The organism is Roseovarius azorensis (assembly GCF_900109455.1).
Taxonomy (GTDB): domain Bacteria; phylum Pseudomonadota; class Alphaproteobacteria; order Rhodobacterales; family Rhodobacteraceae; genus Roseovarius; species Roseovarius azorensis.
This window is the reverse complement of the sequence record NZ_FOAG01000023.1, coordinates 1-19,215: the sequence shown is the minus strand read 5'-3', so window position 1 is coordinate 19,215 and position 19,215 is coordinate 1. Positions and strand designations below refer to the sequence as shown.

General features: G+C 61.9%; 15 protein-coding genes and 2 pseudogenes. 16 read left to right on the top strand and 1 reads right to left on the bottom strand.

The genetic code is table 11. The features are described from left to right. Nucleotides 1-94: 94 nt before the first annotated feature. A pseudogene (locus BSG08_RS19755) lies at nucleotides 95-301 on the top strand (IS6 family transposase); the annotation flags it as partial. On the opposite strand, the gene BSG08_RS18605 reads toward BSG08_RS19755, so the two are convergent. After that, nucleotides 230-673, bottom strand: coding sequence for a LysR family transcriptional regulator (locus BSG08_RS18605; protein ID WP_217649918.1), 444 nt, complete (start codon nucleotides 671-673; stop codon nucleotides 230-232). The pseudogene BSG08_RS19755 and the gene BSG08_RS18605 overlap by 72 nt on opposite strands. Before the next feature lie 121 nt (nucleotides 674-794). Here BSG08_RS18605 and BSG08_RS18600 point away from each other — a divergent pair, with 121 nt between their 5' ends. The 15 genes and pseudogenes from BSG08_RS18600 (at nucleotide 795) to BSG08_RS18530 (ending at nucleotide 19,119) form a co-directional block, all read left to right on the top strand. Further along, complete coding sequence (locus tag BSG08_RS18600) at nucleotides 795-1,955, top strand: acyl-CoA dehydrogenase family protein (protein ID WP_093039343.1); 1,161 nt, start codon at nucleotides 795-797, stop codon at nucleotides 1,953-1,955. Continuing rightward, nucleotides 1,955-3,058, top strand: coding sequence for a CaiB/BaiF CoA transferase family protein (locus BSG08_RS18595; protein ID WP_093039342.1), 1,104 nt, complete (start codon nucleotides 1,955-1,957; stop codon nucleotides 3,056-3,058). Before BSG08_RS18600 ends, BSG08_RS18595 begins: the two co-directional genes overlap by 1 nt. A 1-nt stretch (nucleotide 3,059) precedes the next feature. Further along, the gene (locus tag BSG08_RS18590) at nucleotides 3,060-3,890 is read left to right on the top strand and encodes an HTD2 family dehydratase (RefSeq protein WP_093039341.1); all 831 of its coding nucleotides are present in this window, start codon (nucleotides 3,060-3,062) and stop codon (nucleotides 3,888-3,890) included. Continuing rightward, nucleotides 3,884-4,453 (top strand): annotated as a pseudogene (locus BSG08_RS18585) (HpcH/HpaI aldolase/citrate lyase family protein); the annotation flags it as partial. The gene BSG08_RS18590 and the pseudogene BSG08_RS18585, both read left to right, overlap by 7 nt. 253 nt (nucleotides 4,454-4,706) lie before the next feature. Continuing rightward, a complete protein-coding gene (locus BSG08_RS18580; RefSeq protein ID WP_093039340.1) occupies nucleotides 4,707-6,017 on the top strand; it encodes an MmgE/PrpD family protein in 1,311 nt (436 codons plus the stop codon). Nucleotides 6,018-6,228: 211 nt separating this feature from the next. Continuing rightward, entirely contained in the window at nucleotides 6,229-7,413 is a 1,185-nt protein-coding gene (locus tag BSG08_RS18575) for an ABC transporter substrate-binding protein (protein ID WP_093039339.1), read from the top strand. Nucleotides 7,414-7,482: 69 nt separating this feature from the next. After that, nucleotides 7,483-9,645, top strand: a complete 2,163-nt coding sequence (locus BSG08_RS18570) for a YbhB/YbcL family Raf kinase inhibitor-like protein (protein ID WP_093039338.1) — start codon at nucleotides 7,483-7,485, stop codon at nucleotides 9,643-9,645. Nucleotides 9,646-9,661: 16 nt separating this feature from the next. After that, complete coding sequence (locus BSG08_RS18565) at nucleotides 9,662-10,066, top strand: hypothetical protein (protein ID WP_093039337.1); 405 nt, start codon at nucleotides 9,662-9,664, stop codon at nucleotides 10,064-10,066. 14 nt (nucleotides 10,067-10,080) lie between these two features. After that, nucleotides 10,081-11,034, top strand: a complete 954-nt coding sequence (locus BSG08_RS18560) for an alpha/beta fold hydrolase (RefSeq protein ID WP_093039336.1) — start codon at nucleotides 10,081-10,083, stop codon at nucleotides 11,032-11,034. A gap of 61 nt (nucleotides 11,035-11,095) precedes the next feature. Further along, nucleotides 11,096-12,433 carry an ABC transporter permease gene (locus BSG08_RS18555; protein WP_093039335.1) on the top strand — a complete coding sequence of 446 codons (1,338 nt, stop codon included), beginning with the start codon at nucleotides 11,096-11,098 and terminating at the stop codon, nucleotides 12,431-12,433. Continuing rightward, nucleotides 12,430-13,854, top strand: a complete 1,425-nt coding sequence (locus tag BSG08_RS18550) for an ABC transporter permease (RefSeq protein WP_093039334.1) — start codon at nucleotides 12,430-12,432, stop codon at nucleotides 13,852-13,854. The genes BSG08_RS18555 and BSG08_RS18550 overlap by 4 nt, the downstream gene beginning before the upstream one ends. A 9-nt stretch (nucleotides 13,855-13,863) precedes the next feature. Next, complete coding sequence (locus tag BSG08_RS18545) at nucleotides 13,864-14,553, top strand: bacteriorhodopsin (protein ID WP_093039333.1); 690 nt, start codon at nucleotides 13,864-13,866, stop codon at nucleotides 14,551-14,553. A gap of 34 nt (nucleotides 14,554-14,587) precedes the next feature. After that, nucleotides 14,588-16,783, top strand: coding sequence for a flotillin family protein (locus tag BSG08_RS18540; RefSeq protein ID WP_093039332.1), 2,196 nt, complete (start codon nucleotides 14,588-14,590; stop codon nucleotides 16,781-16,783). A gap of 24 nt (nucleotides 16,784-16,807) precedes the next feature. Further along, nucleotides 16,808-17,278, top strand: coding sequence for a hypothetical protein (locus BSG08_RS18535; RefSeq protein ID WP_093039331.1), 471 nt, complete (start codon nucleotides 16,808-16,810; stop codon nucleotides 17,276-17,278). After that, nucleotides 17,275-19,119 (top strand): SLC5/6 family protein, encoded by a 1,845-nt coding sequence (locus tag BSG08_RS18530; protein WP_093039330.1) that lies wholly within the window; start codon nucleotides 17,275-17,277, stop codon nucleotides 19,117-19,119. The genes BSG08_RS18535 and BSG08_RS18530 overlap by 4 nt, the downstream gene beginning before the upstream one ends. Nucleotides 19,120-19,215: the final 96 nt, after the last annotated feature.

Here is a 19,215-nt window from a genome sequence, read left to right as displayed (position 1 = left end):
CGCTCGGCGACATCTGCGAGCTATTCGACCCGCTCGAATGCTGGAACTTCCTTAAAGCTGCAGGATATGCCTCAGATTAAATGCAAACCGCTTTAGAGCAGAGAATTCGCACTTGCCGTTCCGACGACGAGAGAGGGCCATGCTTGGCTTCAGGCGCATGCGAAGTTTGCAGAAATTCGCCGCCGTTCACGCATCAGTCTACAATCACTTTAATCAAGAACGCAGTCTCTCAACTCGAACGAATTTCAAACTCAACCGCGCCGCTGCTCTTGCCGAGTGGCGCGGTCTCTGCGCGAATTAATGGACAGTGTCCCTGTCCTTGTGGAGACTGGTTCGAATTAGTCTGCCAGCACCGGCCGATGCGCACAACTCCCGACGGCTCGCGACCCATGCTGCGCAGATCGTCCTCGGTGTTGGAAAGGTCGGTGAGGATCTTGCGAGCGGAGGTGACCAGCAACTCGCCGGCTTCGGTCGGCAGCACCCCCTGCGGGCCGCGCAGCAAAAGTTTGGTTTGCAAGGCTTCTTCCATCTTGCGGACTTGCAGTGACAGCGCAGGCTGGGCAATGCGTACCCGCTGGGCGGCTTTGGAAAAGGACCCTTCCTCGACGATTGCGACGAAATACCGAAGCTGCTTTATGTCCATCGGCCCGAGCCAAAAACGGTAAAACCGCATTCGACGCTATAAGCCGATTGTATAGCGGTCAACGAAAAAGTGTATTTGCGTGATAGAGCAGCGCGGTCTCTTATACCGTTCAAACGAGAGAGACGGACCGGAGAATGGGGTGGGGGAAGATATGCTCGATATAGGTACTGCCTATCAGGATCTGCGCGACGGCATCCGCGCGATCTGCGCCGAGTTCCCGGACGAATACCACCGCAAGATCGACGAGGACCGCGCCTACCCGGAGGCCTTCGTCGACGCGCTGACACGTGACGGCTGGATGGCGGCGCTGATCCCCGAGGAATACGGCGGCGCGGGCCTTGGGTTGACCGAAGCGTCGGTGATCATGGAGGAGATCAACCGCTCGGGCGGAAATTCCGGAGCCTGCCACGGGCAGATGTACAATATGAACACGCTGGTGCGGCATGGGTCTGACGAGCAGCGCAAGCGTCTGCTGCCAAAGCTAGCCAGCGGTGAGTTGCGCCTGCAATCTATGGGGGTAACGGAACCCACCACCGGGACGGACACAACCAAGATCAAGACGACCGCGACCCGCAAGGGCGACCGCTATGTCATCAACGGACAGAAGGTTTGGATCAGCCGCGTGCAGCACTCGGACCTGATGATCTTGCTGGCGCGCACCACACCGCTGTCGGAGGTGAAGAAAAAGTCCGAAGGGCTGTCGATCTTCCTTGTGGACATCAAGGCGGCGATGAAGAGCGGGATGGAGGTAAAACCCATCCGCAACATGGTCAACCACGAGACCAACGAGCTGTTCTTCGACAATCTGGAGATTCCGGCGGAAAACCTGATCGGCGAGGAGGGGCTGGGCTTCAAGTATATCCTGACGGGCCTCAATGCCGAACGCGCCCTGATCGCGGCGGAGTGTATCGGCGACGGCTATTGGTTCATCGACCGGGTCACGGCTTATGTCGGCGAGCGCGAGGTCTTCGGGCGGCCCATTGGACAGAATCAGGGTGTGCAGTTTCCCATCGCGGAGGCTTACATCGAGGTCGAAGCGGCGAACCTGATGCGGTATCGCGCCTGTGCGCTTTTCGACCAGGGCCAGCCCTGCGGGGCGGAGGCGAACATGGCCAAGTACCTTGCCGCGAAGTCAAGCTGGGAGGCGGCGAATGCCTGCATCCAGTTCCACGGCGGCTTTGGGTTCGCCAGTGAATACGATGTTGAGCGCAAGTTCCGCGAGACGAGGCTATATCAGGTCGCGCCCATCTCGACCAACCTGATCCTGTCTTACGTGGCCGAGCATGTGCTAGGTCTGCCGAGGTCGTTCTGATGGGGCCGTGCCTGCCGCTGGAGGGGGTTGAGGTCGTGTGCATCGAACAGGCCGTTGCGGGCCCGCTCGCATCTGCGCGGCTCGCGGATGCAGGCGCGCATGTCATTAAGGTCGAACGCCCTGAGGGCGATTTCGCGCGCGGCTATGACGACGTGGCGGCGGGGCAGTCGAGCTATTTCGTCTGGCTCAATCGCGGCAAAGACAGCGTGACGCTCGATCTGGCCAGCGAGGACGGCAAGGCGGCGCTGCGGGCGCTGATCGGCGGGGCGGATGTGCTGATCCAGAACCTCAAGTTGGGGTCGCTTGAGCGGCTGGGTTTTGATCTGGGTGATTTGCATACGGCATACCCGCGGCTCATCACCTGCTCGATCACCGGCTACGGCACTCAGGGTCCGATGGCGGAGCGGAAGGCCTACGATCTGCTCGTTCAGGCGGAGTCGGGGCTCTGTTCTATCACCGGCGGCCCGAGCGAGCCTGCTCGGGTGGGCATGTCCATCGTCGACGTCGCGACAGGGTCAACCGCGTATGCCGCGATTCTCGAGGCGCTGATCGCGCGGGGCCGGACGGGGCAGGGGGTCCGGATTTCGGTGTCGATGTTCGACGTGATGGCAGAATGGCTGACCGTGCCACTGCTCAATCACGAGGGCTGCAAGACGCCGACGCGCGTGGGCCTCGCGCATCCGTCGATAGCACCCTACGGTGCGTTTCAGCCCAAAAGTGGTGGGCCGATCCTGATGTCAGTTCAGAGCGACCGGGAGTGGCGCACACTTTGTGCCAGATTCATAGGTGCGGCGGAGCTGGGCACAGACGACCGTTTCGCCACCAATATCGCGAGGGTGCGAAACCGGGCGGAGACCGACCGCGTGGTCGCCGATGCCTTCGCACGGGCCGATCATGACGACGTCATCGCGGCGTTGACCGCCGCCAATATCGCTTTCGCGTCGGTCAACGACATGGCGGGGCTGTCGGCGCATCCCCATCTGCGACGGATAGAAGTGGAGACGGAGGGCGGCACAGTCGCGCTTCCCGCGCCCGCGCCGATTTGGGACGACGCCCCGCGCCGCTATGGTCCGGTTCCGGCGCTGAAACCGCTGCGGGACTAACGTGGACATCGATCACCTCAGAAAGTGGATCGGGCGCGAGGAGCGAGCCTGCGAGACTATCTCGGAGAGGTTGGTGCAGCAGTTCGCAGCGACCTTCGATTTGGAAATCGACGTCGCCCCGAGGGAGCCCACGCCACTGATGATCCACTGGTGTCTGGAACAAAACGCCGTGCAGCTTGCCATGCTGGGCCGCGACGGTCACCCAAAACGCGGGACGTTCCTGCCGCCGGTGTCGCTGCCGCGCCGTATGTGGGCGGGGGGTGCGGTGACGTTCGAGGCACCAATGCGCATCGGCGATCTGGTCGAGCGGCGTTCGCGGATCGCGGACGTTACGATGAAAGAGGGCCGCAGCGGGTCGCTTTGCTTCGTGACGGTGGCGCATGCGTACAGTGTCGATGGCCAACCCGTGATTTCGGAGCGACAGGATATCGTCTATCGAGGGGAGAGGACGGCGGTCGGCGAAGGTACGGCCCCGGAGCCTGCCGCCCAAGGTGCGTACTCCCGGCGGATCGTGCCGTGGCCGCCATTTCTGATGCGCTATTCGGCGGTGACGTTCAATGCGCACCGTATCCACTATGATCTGGCCTACGCACAGGAGGTGGAGGGCTACGCCGGGCTGATCGTCCATGGGCCGTTACAGGCCACGCTGCTTTGCCAATACGCAGCGGCTTTACATGGCAGTACGCCCAAGCGGTTTTCCTTTCGAAGCCTCGCGCCGATCACCGACCAGGCCGATTTTGTGATCAACGCGGAAGAGGCGGAGGGCGGCTTGCGTCTGTGGACCGCGCAGGTGGGTGGGCCGGTGGCGATGCAGGCGGAGGCGACATGGTAGATCTCGGTGCGATACGCGCTCCGCTCTTCGTGCCGGCGGATCGGCCGGATCGGTTCAGGAAGGCTGCCGGGTCCGGGGCTGATGCGGTAATCCTCGATTTGGAGGACGCGGTTTCGCCCGAGGACAAACCGGCCGCGCGGGAAGCGCTAAGCGCGGGGTTCACTGATCTTCAGGTGATCGTGCGCGTGAACGGGGCGGCGACGGAGTGGCACGCCGACGACATGGTAGCACTGAGAGGGCAAGGCTTTGCTGCGGTGATGCTGCCCAAGTCCGATGATGCCGCGCAGGTGGCGGCGGTGATCGCGGGGATGGAGGAGGCATTGCCTCTGCTGGCCCTGATCGAAAGCGCCGCTGGGTTGGCGAATGCGCGTGCGATCGCGGCGCTGCCGGGCGTGACGCGCTTGGTTTTTGGGTCGCTGGATTATTGCGTCGATCTGGGGTGCGCCCACGCACGGGAAATCCTGTTGCCTGCGCGCAGCGAACTTGTGCTGGCGTCGCGGCTGGCGGACAAGCCGCCGCCTATCGACGGAGTGACCGAGACAATGGGCGACCTCGCTTTGGTAGGCGAGGACGCGGCACACGCAAGCGCCTGCGGGATGACCGGCAAGCTCTGCATTCACCCTGCGCAGGTCTCCGAAGTGCTTGCGGCCTTCGCGCCGAGCGCGGAGGATATCGAATGGGCCCGACTTGTGCTGGCCTCCGGCGAAGGGGCGGCGAAGATAGGGGGGCGATGGTGGACGCGCCAGTACGCGCGCGGGCGCGGCGGATATTGGCGCAAGAACGCGCGCGGTAGGGAAACGGGAAGGACGGAACAGGATGGCTTTTATCGACGACATCATCGACTTGGCGCAGATGCCGACGCAGGAAATCAGCGCCGCCGCCCTGACGCTTGCGCGGTTCTCGTTACTGGACTGGGCGGTCTGCGGACGTGCGGGCATTTCCGAGCCGCTGAGCGGGAAGCTGCGGCAGTTGGCCGAACGCGAGGCAGGGACGGCAGCAGCGTCGGTCTTCGGCGCGGCGCAAGCACCCGCGCGCATGGCCGCGCTGGTTAACGGCGCGACGAGCCATGCGCTCGACTTTGACGATACGCATTTCGCGCATATCGGGCATCTGTCCGTCGGCATCTACCCCGCGGCGTTCGCCGTCGGGGAAACGCGCGATTTGACCGCGCGCGAGGTCATCACCGCCTTCGCCGTTGGGGCAGAAGCGGCTATACGCATCGGCATAGTGTTGGGCACGAAGCACTACAATCACGGCTTTCACCAGACCGCGACCGCCGGTGCCTTCGGGGCGACCGTGGCGGCGGGGCGGCTCTTTGGGTTGAGCGATGCGCAGATGCGCAATGCGATCGGTCTCTGTGCCACCCGCGCGTCGGGGCTGAAGTCGCAGTTCGGTACAATGGGCAAGCCCTACAATGCAGGCATCGCGGCTTCGAACGGGGTGGAATGCGCGCAACTTGCGGCGCTGGATTTCACCTCCGCTGAGGATGCGCTGATGGGCGAGCAGGGATTTGTCGCCACGCATTGTCAGGGTGGTGATGTCGCAACTGCCTGGGCGACTCCGCCCCGCGAGCGGTTCCTGTTTGAGGACAACAAATACAAGTTGCACGCCTGCTGTCATGGGCTGCACGCGATGATCGAGGCGCTTTTGGTGCTCGACCTCAAGGGTCGCGATCTGGCCGAGGTGGCAGCGCTGGAGGTCAGGACCAATCCGCGCTGGCTGCGGGTATGCGACAAGAAACGTCCGGCGACGGGACTGGAGGTCAAGTTCAGCTATGCCTGGCTAGCGGGGATGACCCTGCGCGGTGACACTACCGGGAGCGATCGCAGCTATTCCGACGCCGTCGCTGGCGACCCTAACCTCGCGGAATTCGCGAATAAGGTCACGGTGACGGGCGACGCCGATCTGACGGATACACAGGTCGCGGGCGCGGTGCGTTTTGCGGATGGCACCAGCCTGCCGCTGGCGTTCGATCTGATGGCCCCGCTGCCGCCCGACGTGTTGGAGACCAAGCTGCGCGACAAGGCGGTTGCTGTCCTGGCGGACGCGGGCGCGGCGATCTGGGATCGGCTTGATGTGCTGCCAGAGATGACGGCTCGAGATGCTGGTAAAATACTGATTTCATGATAAAAGTCAAGTTTAAGTCAGAGCGGTCGGCGACAGGTTTCGGGGCCTGCGGCGGGCCGTCATGGTATTCTCTAGATTTCTATTGAGGTCGTCAGACATACCGTTGATGTATGGCTCCCATAGATTCTTTGTCTTTTCCGCCGCGTCAACTCCTGCGCTAGCATTTCCTCACGAAACTGCTGGAAATCGGCTGTTGAAGGGAGGATTTTCCATGACTGCAATGATCCTACGCGCGGCTGTGGTTGCCGGTGCCGCCATGCTGGCGAACGCTGCCACAGCCGATGTTTCCGAACTGCCGGAGGATATCCGAAATGAACTCTATAATCCCGAACTGATGGACCCGAACCAGCCGCTTGGCGACAGCGCCTATCGGGATTTCGTCGCCAAGAATCCGCCGCCGTGGAAGATCGGCTATGCTTCGTCCTATGCGGGTAACACCTGGCGGGCGGCGGTGATGGACCGATTGCAGAACACGCTGATCCCCAAGTGGAAAGGCCTCGGCCTGATTGAGGAGGTGATCGTTACACAATCGAACCTCAACGACGCTACGCAGATCCAGCAGATCCGCCAGCTTGTCGATCAGGGCGTCGATGCGATCATTGTGTGCTGTTCGAACCCGACGGCGCTGAACGCGGCGGTGGAGTACGCTTATAACAATGACGTGGCGGTGTTCTCGGGCATCGGCTATCTGACCAGCCCTTATTCGGTGAACTCGTCTGCGAATTTCGTCGTCGGCGGCCGGATGATGGGCGAATGGATGGCCGAGGAGATCGGCGGCGAGGGCACGGTGCTTAACGTGGAGGGCATTCCTGGCGCGTCGGCCTCGGACAGCCAGAACATCGGCATTGAGGCGGCGATGCTGGAGTATCCCGACATCACAGTCAAGGGACCGCTGTCGGGCATGTGGACCGATCAGGTAGCACAGGCCGAGGTTCAGCGGTGGCTCGCCACAAACCCGGGTAAGCTTGACGGGATTATCATCCAGTCGGCGTCTGAACTGGGCGCGCTGCGCGCCTTGCAGCAGTCGGGTCGACCCATGGTGCCGATCACCATCGGGTCGGAGGAAGGTGCGCTGTGCTACTGGCGCAACAACCCCAATTACGTGAGTGCAGCGATCCACGCTTGGCCTCCGGGTGACGACTTCGAGATGATCTGGAACATCATGATGCGCACGCTGCAAGGGCAGGGGCCGAAGATCCAGTCGATCCTGACGCGCCCGGTCATGATGTCGAAGGAAGAGATGCTGGCCGCTATACCGCAGGATTGCTCGGAGCAGTCGTCTGGCTGGTATCACCCCGGCATCGAGGCCTGGGCTGGAAAGGAATTTCTCGACAACTTCTTCCTGCGTCCGGCGGACCCTGAAGCATACGACCCTGCTTCGCACCCCGCGAACTGACCTAACGCGCCCGGTGGCAATCCGAGCCGCCGGGCGCACGCAGCTCACCCTCTGTCGGCGTATTCCAGCATGGCACAAGTCGCAGCAGACCTGATCGACGTCCGCAAGACATTCGGACCCACCGTCGCGCTCGACCGTGTGTCGCTGCGCGCTTTCGAGGGCGAGGTTCACGCTATTATCGGCGGCAACGGGTCGGGTAAGTCGACGCTGGCTAAGGTGATCTCGGGCGTACTGGTGCCGGACCAGGGGCAGGTGTCGATCTTCGGCAAGAGCGCGACGACCCCATCGGAATCCAAGGCGCTCGGCATCGCAAACGTCTATCAGGAAGTGTTGGTAGCCGATGAATGTTCGGTGCTGGATAATCTGTTTCTGGGTAGTGACGGGCTTTTTGGCACGTCGGAGCCCCATGCGGTCCGCTACGCCCGCGCGCAGGAAATCATGCGCGATCTGCTGGGGTTCGAGCTGGACCCGGATACGATCGTTGGCGACCTGCCGCTTTCCATCAAGCAATGGATCACTATCGCTCGCGGGATGCTGACGAACCCGCGGGTACTGATCCTTGACGAAAGCTCCGCCGCGCTCGACTTCGAGGCGACGGAGCGGCTGTTTGCCAAGATGCGCGCGATGACCGCGAAGGGCTGCGCGATTTTCATTGTCACGCACCGGATCGCCGAATTGGTCCGTATCGCCGATCGCGCGACTGTGCTGCGTGACGGTATCTCGGTGGGAACGCTCGACAAGGGGGAGATTACCGAGGAAAACATCCTACATTTGATCGCCGGCCCCGAACGCGAACGTGCGCAATCGGGTAGCGCGCCGGTTAAGCCGACTAGTGACAGGCCAGTGCTGCGGATGAACGACATCCGCGTCTGGCCGGACACGCAGCCCTTCGACTTTGAACTCTACCCCGGCGAGGTTGTGGGGATCACCGGGCTGGACGGGCAGGGTCAGTCGGATTTCGTGAGCGCCATTGCGGGAGTGGAGGGGCTGGTCAGTGGCAGCATCCATCTGGTCCACAACAAAGTGGCGATACCGATCCGCGGGCTGCAATCGGCGCGCGAGAACGGGATTTCCTACGTCTCGGGCGACCGCAAGAAGGAGGGGATATTCCCCAACCTGTCGATCTTCGAGAATATGTGCATCCCGATCTACCCCGACTACGCTAAGGGCGGGGCGATCAACCTGATCGACCGGACCAAGCTGGACCCGATCTTTCAGCACGAAACCGGCAAGCTAGCCACCAAGATGGGCGATCCAGGGAACCTGATCACCTCGCTGTCGGGAGGCAACCAGCAGAAGGTTCTTATCGCGCGGGCCTTTGCTGAACGGCCCGATGTGTTGGTCCTCAATGACCCCGCCCGGGGCATTGACATCGGGGCCAAGCTGGACCTCTACCGCAACCTCCGCGCCTTCGCAGGACGGGAGAACGCGGTGGTGTTCCTGTCGTCTGAGATCGAAGAGTTTCTCGATCTGTGCAACCGCGTGGTGGTGTTTCGCGGAGGAGTCATCTCGACCACTTTCCAGCCGCCATTCGATGGCCATGCGATCCTTAACGCGACCTTTGGCCGACGCGCCGACGCGCGGTTGCCGGGTGAAGCGCGGCACGAGAACCGCCACGCGCAAGAGACGCGATCGCATTTCGACGAAGGCCGCCCCGTCGGCCGCAAGGTCAATCTGCGTCCCACTATCAACCGGAGGATACGCATGAACCAGTCAGGTTTCCTGCTTCTCGCCGCCGATATTCCGCAGGGTAGCGAAATTCCCGAAAAGTTCTGTGAAAATAACATCCTGTCTCCAGCCCTTGAATGGGAGGGGGTGCCAGAGGGCACGCGAAGTTTCGCGCTCTCCATCACCGACCCGGATCTGCCGGAAGAATTCAATTTCCCCCGCAGCTTCGCGCATTGGCTGGTCTACAACATCCCCGCTGACGCGCGCCAAATCCCTGAGGGCGCGTCGATGTCGGCGAGGATGCCCTCGGGCGCGCGGGAACTGAATTCGGATTTCGTGACCTTTGGCATTCCTGGATTTTCGCGCGGCTACGGCGGGCCGTGGCCGCCCGACAGCGCGCACCGATACGTCTTTACGCTATACGCGCTCAAGACGCCCTCGCTCGATCTGGCGGCGGATGCGGCGTTACCCGAGTTCGCCGAGGTGATCCTGCCCGTGACGATTGACCAGACCAGTTTCACCGCAACCTATGGCCCGGCCAAGGCACCCCTGCCGACGGCCTGATGAACAGGAGAATACGATGAGCAAATATGGCAGCAGAAGTGCCTTCGACCTCGAATGGATCGAGCGTTGGGCGCGGCGCGTGAACGAAGACAGGGTGCTTCCGAAACTCTCGCGCTTCTTCAACGCCCGTTTCGTGCTCGGTATCGACGACACCGATTTCCTTCTCGAAGTGCGCAGGGGCAAGATCGAAAAAATTTCCGAGGGGCTGGAGCCGTCGGACATGGGCTATGAATTCGCCCTGCGTGCGCCGTCCTCGGCCTGGGGCAAGTTTTCCCAGAAAATGCCACCGCCGATGTTCAACGACATCTGGGCGATGGCGCATCCGCTGCACAAACAGCTGAAGATCGAGGGCAACACGCTGACCTTTTGGCAGAACATGCGCGCCATGCATTGGATGCTGTCGCTGATGCGTGAAGTTTGAGGAGAACCCAAGCCATGAATAAACATGATCCAATCGTAGGGCGCTACGTCTACATCAACTGTCAGGGCAAGAGCTATCGCACCTATTACGAGGAAGCGGGGGAAGGCATTCCGATGGTCTGCCTGCACACCGCGGGGGCGGATGGGCGGCAGTATCGTCATCAGATGTGCGACCCCGACTTCACCGCGAATTTCCGGGTCATCGCCTTTGATCTGCCGCGTCACGGCAAGTCGATCCCGCCGGACGGTTGGCATCTGGAGGAAGATGAATACAAGCTGACAACAGCCTTCTATTCAGAGTTCATCCAAGAGTTTTGCCGCGCGCTCGATCTGGTCAAACCGGTGGTCATGGGCCAATCGATGGGCGGGAACATCTGCCTCGAACTCGCGCTACGCCATGAAAACGACTATTCCGCGCTGATCTCGCTGGAGGGCTGCGACCACAGCCCCGGCTGGTGGATCGACCCGCTGCACCATCCGCATATCCACGGCGGCGAGGCGGTGGCGACTTCGGTCTTTGGCCTCATGGCCCCCGACAGCCCGGACGAATACCGCTGGGAGACCTTCTGGTACTATGCGCAAGGAGGGCCGGGTATCTTCAAAGGCGATCTCTATTACTACTCGGTCGACAGCGACTACCGCGACAAGGTGCACAAGATTTCGGGCAAGGTGCCAATCTACTTCTTGACCGGGGAATACGATTTCGCCTGCACGCCCGAAATGACGATGCGGACGGCCGAGAAGGTTAAGAATTCCGAGTGCATCATTTTCGGTGGCGGTCACTTCCCGACCTCGGAAGACCCCGACAAGTTCAAAGAGGTGGTCTCCCCCGTGCTCAAGAAGATCATCCAGAACGATCCAGAGCGGCGCGGCGGCAACACGCGGGACTGGTCGGTGAACGGGGCCACACGGGGATCCGGGAACCGCAGCGAAAAACGCCCCGAGGGGCGGCGCACCATCGACCTGTAAGTAAGAGCGACCGTACCCCCGGACCCGTTTCGGGGATATCCCCTAGCCAGACGAAGTGACCATGACGCAAGGTTCGAACTCAACCAATGCCTACCTGCTGGTGCCCATCGCCCTGATGGCGCTGTTGACGGCGACGGCGGTGATCCGGGGGCCGAGCCTTGTCACGGTCTCTGGTCTAGGGGGCGCCATCGTGGTAGCGGCGCCGGTGATCCTTGCGACCTATGCGCTGATGGTGCTGGCCGTCGCGGGGCGGGGGACGGTGGATCTTGCGGTGGGGCCGCTGCTGGCCTTCATCAACGTAGTGGTCGTCAAGCTTAGCACGGCGGGGCTGCTAGCCAGCCCCATCGCGACCTTCATCGTGGCGCTGGGTTTAGGGATGCTCTACCAGCTTCTGTTCGCGCTGATCGTCATCTACGTGCGCGTGCAACCGATCATCGTGGCGCTGTCGGGGTTTCTGGCTCTCACCGGTATCAACCTCGTGATTCTGCCGCGACCGGGGGGCATCGCGCCCGAGTTCATGGCAAGCTGGGGGGCGGGCACGTCGATCTTTTCGCCGGTTCTGCTGATCCTCGCGATCGCGACAGCGGGCTGGTATCTTTTCACCGCCACGACCTTTTATACGAATCTCAAAATGATGGGCTACGACGAGCGCGCGGCTTGGACCTCGGGCGTCAAGACCGACATAGTGCGCATCGGGGCGCATCTGATCGCAGGCATCTACGTCGGCCTCGGGGCGATCTGCTATACGGCGCTGATTTCCTCGGGCGATCCGTCGCAGGGGCAGAACATGACCCTGACCGCCGTGACCGCGCTGGTGCTGGGAGGCGTGGCCCTGTCGGGCGGGCGCGGTAGTGCAGCCGGGGCGCTTCTGGGCGCGGTGAGCCTTTGGCTGATCGGCTACGTGCTGGCGACTTTCAACTTCGGGGCCATTCAGGCTTTCATGACTCAGCTTGCCTACGGCCTCATTTTGGTGCTGTCGCTGCTGTTGACGCTGCTGGTGCCGGTGATCTCGCGCTACGTCAGCTTCATCTCGCCGCTTGGCGCGTTTTTGGTTGCTGCGATCATTACTATCGGAATCATGATACAGGTCGCAACCTACGGCACCTATGCCGAGCCGGGGTTGGTCGAGGCGACTGGCGCGCTGAGCGAAAAGTATTTCCTGATTCAGCCCGCGCGGGTCAATTCCGGCGCGATGCCCCTGAGTGCAACTCAAGGGATGGCGCTGCTGGTAGGGTTCGCGGCGCTCGCCTTCGTCTTTACCGCGCGGCTCATTGACGCCGAAGCGGGTGCGCGGCGGTTGGGATTGTTCCTCTATCTCTTTATCGCAGTGCTGCTGGTGGGCCTTTTTGTAGTGGCGCTGTTGCAGACCGACACGCAACTGTTCCGGGGAGCGCGATGACCGACAAGCCCGACACCCCGCGCAAGAGCCTGTCCTTGCTGCCCATTCCCGGTTCCACCGCGCTGGTCTGGCTGAACCTGGGCCTTTCCATCGTGGTCGCAGCAATCGGGCTTGGGGTGGGCTTTGCGCAGGGTATCCTGTCGGCGCAACATATCATCCTTTTCACAATCCTAACGTCCGTCGTCACCTTCGTGCTGCTCAACTACATCGCCGTCGCCTTCGAGACTCGATTCGCCGTCGATGGCGCGCGGTCCGAGGACGAGCGCGACGCCGACAGCACCCGCGCCCGCGCGCTCTGGCGCGGGAACCGGGTGATGATTTTAGCCATGGTGGCGCTGCTGATCCTCTACCTGCTGATCACCGCAGGCGTTCCCGAGTTTCGGTCCATCAAGAACCTCATCGGCTTTCTGGTTCTGGAGCTTATCCTGCTCTTTGCCTTCAAGGTCTCGGGCTATTTCGCCGCTGGCCGCTCGGCCTTTATAGGGCTGATCGTGCTACTGGCGCTGATCATCATCTCAGCTTTCTCCATCGAGGGGTTCCTGTCGGCCCCCAACATCCGCGCCATTCTGCTCTTTGCGGCGTTTCTCGGCATCGCGAGCGTGGGGCAGACGCTGGTGGCGTTGATGGGGGGGTTAGATCTGTCCATTCCCTTCGTCATCGGGTCGTCGAACATTGCGTTGTTGTTCCTGATCACCCTGGGGGTGCCGTCCTACGTCGCTTTCGGGTTTATCCTCGTGCTGGGTGGGCTTGTGGGTCTGATCAACGGGATCATTAGCTTCCGACTTCAGGGGCAGGCGCTGATCGTTACGCTTGGTTCGGGGTTCGCAGTGGCGGGATTTACGCAGATCATGACCTCTATCGGGTCGCAATTCGCAGGCAACGTGTTCGGGACGGTGCCGGGGTGGTTGGCAAACCTCGCGGCGATGAACGGTCGGTTCTTCGGCCTGTCGTTTCCGCCGACCATCGTAATCTGGATCGTCATCGCCATCGTGCTGATTATCGGGCTGCGGACAACCGCTTGGGGGCGGAACCTCTATGCCCTCGGCGGCAATCGCCGCTCCGCAAGCTTGATAGGGGTTAGCGAATTCAAATACTGGGTCAGCTGCTACGTGCTGTCGGGCGTCTTCGCAGCCTTAACGGGCTCGCTTTTGCTGGGCTGGTCGGGCGGTGCCTTCATCGGGGTTGGTGACCCGTATCTTTTCACCACGCTGGCCGCGGTCGTCATCGGCGGCACGTCGCTGCTGGGCGGGAACGGCGGTTACGGGTTCACCGTGATCGGCGTGCTGGTCCTGCAAGTGCTCACGTCATTCCTGCTGGGCATCGGCCTGCAATACGAGTGGCAGCAATTCATCTTCGGCCTGCTGATCCTTCCAATGGTCGCGCTTTATGGCCGCTCACCTCATATTCGGGCCACAGTCTAGGAAAACGGCATGTTCACAGCTCTCTATACTTCCAAGGACGTAGTCGCGACAGCGCTGAGCGGGCTTGCCCTGATGAGCATCGCCACAGCACTGATCTGTTTTCTTAGTCTCAGCTGGTCCAACGAACGCTGGCGCGTGCCAAGCGCGCTTGTTGGGGCGGCGTGTTTTGTTACGGCAGCACTTTACGCGGGAGCTGCGGGCTATTGGCTGTCTGGCGAGGCCGCGAGCGCGGGTATGCGTTTTTCGGCGTGGTATACCGTGCATCCGCTTCAGGTCGCTGCCGTCTTCTTCTTTGCTCGCACGCAAGGCATGGTGCCCTCTGGCGTCTTCTGGCGGATCACGGGTGCCACGGTTCTGATGACCTTCGGCCGCTGGCTGGGCGATGCGTCTTTCTTCAACCCGACTCTGGGCGCGCTGATTTCCATCGGTTTCTGGCTCTATATACTGGGCGAGATGTATTTCGGGGCGATGGCTGATGCCGTCGCCAAGGGAAGCCGCCCCGTCACGCTGGGGTATTTTTGGATCAGGCTGCTTTTTACAGTCGGATGGGCGGTCTATCCCATCCTGCATTTCGTCGACGTGGTGATCGGCGTCGGCCAATCGGGTGCTATCATCGTACTCTACAGTGCGTTCGATATCGTCAACCTCATCATCCCTTCCCTCATCGTCGTGGCCGTCGCCGGCCAAGACCGCTACTGACGCCGCCTTTGCGCGCATCCATAGGAGTCATGACATGACCGGAGCCGACATCATCGCAATCATCATCCTCGCGACGATCCTCATCGCTGTGATCGTTTACCTGCTGCACTGGCTCTACCGGCATTCGTCGAAGGACCAGAGCTTCGTGCGCACCGGCTCGGGCGGCGAACGCGTCGTCATGGGCGGCGGGGCGCTGGTGATCCCAATCATCCACGATATCACGGTCGTGAACATGAACGCGATCCCCATTGAGGTGCGCCGGATCGGGGAACAATCGCTGATCACGCGCAACAAAATACGCATCGACATCACGACCGAGTTCTTTGTGCGGGTCATCGCCACCGAAGAGGGCGTATCGCTGGCTGCGAGGACGCTGGGGGCGCGGACGCAGGATCCGATGTCGTTGAAAGAAGTGATACAGGGCCGGTTGGTCGACGCCATGGGGTCGGTCGCCGCCTCGATGACGATGGACGAGATTCACGAGAACCGCACGAAATACGTGTCCGAAGTGTCCGCACGCGTGGCCCCGGTGCTTGCCGCCAATGGGCTCGAACTGGAGACCGCAGCGCTTACCGTGCTTAATCAGGCACCCGTCTCGGTCTTTGATCCGTCCAACCATTTTGACGCCGAGGGCTTGACCCTAATCGTGCGCGAGACCGAGGAACGCCGCAAGCTGCGCAACCAGATCGAGAACGACACGCGAGTCCAGATCAAGACACGCGATTTCGAGGCTGAACAGCGCGTGATCGAGATCGACCGCGATCTTGAATACGTACGGCTGGATCAGGCTCGCGACATCGAGGCGCGCAAGTCGCAGCAGGTGTCCGCCATAGAGGCGGAACGCGCCCAGTCGCAGCTTGCGGTGACGCAGGCGCGCACCAAGACCGAACAGGAATCCGAAAAGGTGCTGATCGCCAAGGATCGCGCCATCGAGGAAGAACGCATCCGCACGGAGGTCGAAATCAAGGCGTTGAACATCGCCGGGCAGCGCGATACCGAACTAGCCGATATCAACTCCAAGACCCGGCTGGAGACCGAGCGCATCCAGACACGCCGTCAGGTGGAGGCCGAACGAATCGAGCGCGAGCGCGAGATCAGCGAAGCGAAAATCAAGTCGCGGCTGGAAGTCACCAACTTCGAGACTCAGACCGAGGGCGAGATCGAGAACACTCGCCTGCTGATGCAGCGCGAGGTCGAACAGGCACGGATTGCCACTGAGAAGATGATCGAGCTTGCCGGTTTGGACCGCGAGAAGGTCGTACGCATCACCTCCGAAGAGGCACAGGCGGAGGGCGAGAAGGCCGCACTCACAAAGAAATTGGGGGTCGAGACCGAGCGACTCAAGATCGAGGAGCAGATTACCGCGCGGGACATCCAGCGCAGGCACAAGATCAAGCTGGCAGAAACGGCGAGCTTCCGCGAAAGTGAGGACGCCCGCGTCGTTGCCGACCGCGAGATCGAGGAGCTGCGCGTCGCCGCCCGCAAATACATCGAACGCTTCGAGATTGAACAGCAGATGGAGATCGAGCTTGCCGACAAGCAACGCTTAATCGCGGTTGTCGACAAGTCCATCGAAGAGGCCGTGAGCCGCACGAAAGAGGCCGAAGCCCGCAAGAATCTGGCGCAGAACGAGGAACAGGTCGAAACCGCGCGGTCGGAGGAAAAGGCGCGGCGCGCGAAGTCGGTGGACGTGATCGAGGCCGAAGCGCGTGCGGAGCGCGAGACGATACGCCTGATCAAGCAAGCCGAGGCCGAACGCGCGGCGAGCGAGCAGCGGGCCGAAGGCGAGATCGCCGAAAGCAAGGCTATGGAGTTCCGCTACGGTGTCGATGCGGAGGGCAACCGCAAGCTCAACGAGGCCGAGAACCTGCGCAGCGACGAGGCGCGCCGCAGCGCCATCATGGAAGGCGTCGTCCGGCGGCTGCCCGAGATCATCCGCGAACAGGTCAAACCTATGGAGAACATCGAGTCGATCAAGATCCTTCAAGTCGACGGTGTGCCGGGCATCAATAGCCCGTCCGACGGCGCGACCGCCTCTGGCCGCGGTGGGGGTGGCGGAGGCAATATCTCCGACCAGGTGGTGAATTCGGCGATGAAGTACCGCACGCAGGTCGCCTTCGTCGATGGGTTGATGGAAGAGATCGGGCTGCCGCTCAAGAACCTCGGCGCGGCAGGGGGCATGCAGTTCAAGAACTTCCCGCCCAAGCCGGACGGCGACACCGACGACTGAACCAAACCTAACAAGGGCTGAGCGATGATGACTGACCGAACCGATACGGAACGCCTCGAGCGGCACGCGTTGGTCATGGCATTCTGGGTTCCGGCGGGCTTTGTTGCGGCCTGCTTGCTGCGGTTGGGGTATACGTCCGGATTACACTGGTGGACGGCGGCGGGCTTTGCGGTGATCATGCTCGTCTTCGTGGGCCACATCATCATCAACGTAACGACGCACAGCACCTTTACCGTGGGTGAGACTGCCTTGGGCGCGGTGATATTCTCGGTGGCTCTCGTGGCGCTGCTGCTGACGCGGCTGACCGGAACGGTCGATTACGGCGAGGGGCGTTTCATGGCGTTCGGGTTCGGCCTCGCCGCCCTGCTGGCGGCGGTGATCCTTTACATGCTGATCGACTTCGGCCCGCGCCGCGCGTTCGAGCGGTTTGATGTCATCCGCGACAACAACCCGCGCCGCGCGTCCTTTCTGCCGCATCGCGGAGGCCGCAGATGACATCTCTTCTCATCGCGGCACTTGCGGGCGTCGTCCTCTACGGCGTCTACATTGCCGCTCGCACCGCCCGGACAAAGTACGACCCCGCTGCCTATCTTGACGGTGCCAACGCCCTGCCGGGTTGGGCCGCGATGCTGATCCTGCCGGGCATTGTCATCGCTGGGCTGGGGGTTGAGCGGCATCTGTGGATGATCGGAAGTTTTGGGCTGCAAGCTTCCCACATCGGGATCGGCGCGGTGCCTGCGGCACTGACCGCGCTGCTCATCTGGACCCGTCTGTGGTACGTAACCCGCACGGCGGGGCTTTCAACACCGGGCGAGGCGCTGGGGCAATACTACGGCTCCACCGCTCTGCGGATAGTCGTTGTCGTACTCGCGCTGCTTTTCGCCTTGCCCTTCGCAGCGAACGCGCTGTCCTTTGCCGCCTTGCTGCTGGAGGATGCGACCTCGGGGCTGATCACGCGCATCGCAGGCGTGTGGCTGCTCGCGCTCGGTGGTGCCTTCGCCGCGATCATAGGCGGCTGGCGGGGCACGGTGCTGACGGCAGCGATGCTGTCCGTATTGTTGTTGGGGTTTCTGCCGACAGCTACGCTGCTGGTCGAGGTGACCGCCGCCGACAACGGCTTTTCGCTGGTGCCGGGTGCCGTCGCCGAGGGTGTCCTGCACGACCGCTTGCCGGGGGTTCTGCAAAACGTCTTCGGCATCGGAAAGTCTATTCCTGCAGGCGGAATATTCTCGGCAGTGGGGGTCGCGTCGAACGTGCTGGCCATGATCGGCATCGTGATAAGCCCTGTAGCGCTGTATCTGGCGCAGACGAGTGCGCCTTCGCGGTTGCACGGGACGTCAGCAGTCTGGCTGACCGGCGGGCTGGTTGGTGGCATCCTTCTGATCGGGGCCCCGTTTCTAGGCTTGCGCATCGCGGGTGACCCGGTCGCCCTCGCGCGGCTACTCTATACCATTGAGCCGCTTGGCGGCGTGCTGATGCTGATGGCAGTGATCACGGGCGCGTTGCTTATGGTGAGCTTCTTTGTCACCGGCGGCAGTATCCTGATTGCCCGCGAAGTGGTACTGAGCTATCTGCTGCCAAACCTCTCACCCGAGCAGAAGCGACTGGCCGCGCGGATCACGCTGGGCTTCGTCTTCTTCTTCATGGCCTTTATGGCTAGCTTCCTGCCAGTAAGTGCTGCGGTCGGTGCAAGCCTCGCGCTACCTCTGTCAGTGCAGCTTCTGCCGGCGATCCTTGGCCTGACCTTCCTGCGGTGGGTAAGCCTCGGCGCGGTGCTGGCAGGGGGAACGCTCGGCGCGCTGATCGTGCTTTTCACTGAGCCGCCGGGCATCATGCTGTTCGAGTGGCTCTTCGTCGATCTGCCGTGGGGGCGCTGGCCGCTGACGATTCACTCTGCCGCGTGGGGGCTCACTTTCAATCTGCTGCTGGTGCTGCTGGCATCCGCCGCGACTCTGCGCCGGCCTGAACGGTTTGAAAGTGACCGACTTCACAACGCGCTCGACGCCGCAAGCGGTCCGTCCCGGCGCGGGTTGGGTGCGCTGGGCGGCGTCTTTATAATCTGGTCCTTCTTCGCCTACGGTCCGGGGGCGGTGATCGGCAATACGTTCTTCAGCGATCCGATCTTTACCGCGCTGACCCCGGTGCTTGGCGTGCCGTCGCTCTGGGTATGGCAAATCCTCTTCTGGCTGATGGGCGTGCCGCTGATCTGGCTGCTGGCCTTCATCACTGGCTATGGCCGCACTTCCATTGCGCACGTGAAGCGCATTAACTTCGGCACGCCGCCGCGCAAGCGTCCGCCCGACTGGATCGCGTCAAGCCTCGCGCGGCTGACGTGATTGAATCGCTCCGGGTTTGTCGGAGACCATCAACTTAAGTAAGGATGATGGTTATGACGAAAAGCAAAATGGCAAATCGCTACTCGCCCGAGGTCC

Bases quoted from the DNA above. Each gene is read 5' to 3' on its own strand.
- BSG08_RS18605 (WP_217649918.1), bottom strand. From the start codon at position 673: ATGCGGTTTTACCGTTTTTGGCTCGGGCCGATGGACATAAAGCAGCTT.
- BSG08_RS18600 (WP_093039343.1), top strand. From the start codon at position 795: ATGCTCGATATAGGTACTGCCTATCAGGATCTGCGCGACGGCATCCGC.
- BSG08_RS18595 (WP_093039342.1), top strand. From the start codon at position 1,955: ATGGGGCCGTGCCTGCCGCTGGAGGGGGTTGAGGTCGTGTGCATCGAA.
- BSG08_RS18580 (WP_093039340.1), top strand. From the start codon at position 4,707: ATGGCTTTTATCGACGACATCATCGACTTGGCGCAGATGCCGACGCAG.
- BSG08_RS18575 (WP_093039339.1), top strand. From the start codon at position 6,229: ATGACTGCAATGATCCTACGCGCGGCTGTGGTTGCCGGTGCCGCCATG.
- BSG08_RS18570 (WP_093039338.1), top strand. From the start codon at position 7,483: ATGGCACAAGTCGCAGCAGACCTGATCGACGTCCGCAAGACATTCGGA.
- BSG08_RS18565 (WP_093039337.1), top strand. From the start codon at position 9,662: ATGAGCAAATATGGCAGCAGAAGTGCCTTCGACCTCGAATGGATCGAG.
- BSG08_RS18560 (WP_093039336.1), top strand. From the start codon at position 10,081: ATGAATAAACATGATCCAATCGTAGGGCGCTACGTCTACATCAACTGT.
- BSG08_RS18555 (WP_093039335.1), top strand. From the start codon at position 11,096: ATGACGCAAGGTTCGAACTCAACCAATGCCTACCTGCTGGTGCCCATC.
- BSG08_RS18550 (WP_093039334.1), top strand. From the start codon at position 12,430: ATGACCGACAAGCCCGACACCCCGCGCAAGAGCCTGTCCTTGCTGCCC.
- BSG08_RS18545 (WP_093039333.1), top strand. From the start codon at position 13,864: ATGTTCACAGCTCTCTATACTTCCAAGGACGTAGTCGCGACAGCGCTG.
- BSG08_RS18540 (WP_093039332.1), top strand. From the start codon at position 14,588: ATGACCGGAGCCGACATCATCGCAATCATCATCCTCGCGACGATCCTC.
- BSG08_RS18535 (WP_093039331.1), top strand. From the start codon at position 16,808: ATGATGACTGACCGAACCGATACGGAACGCCTCGAGCGGCACGCGTTG.
- BSG08_RS18530 (WP_093039330.1), top strand. From the start codon at position 17,275: ATGACATCTCTTCTCATCGCGGCACTTGCGGGCGTCGTCCTCTACGGC.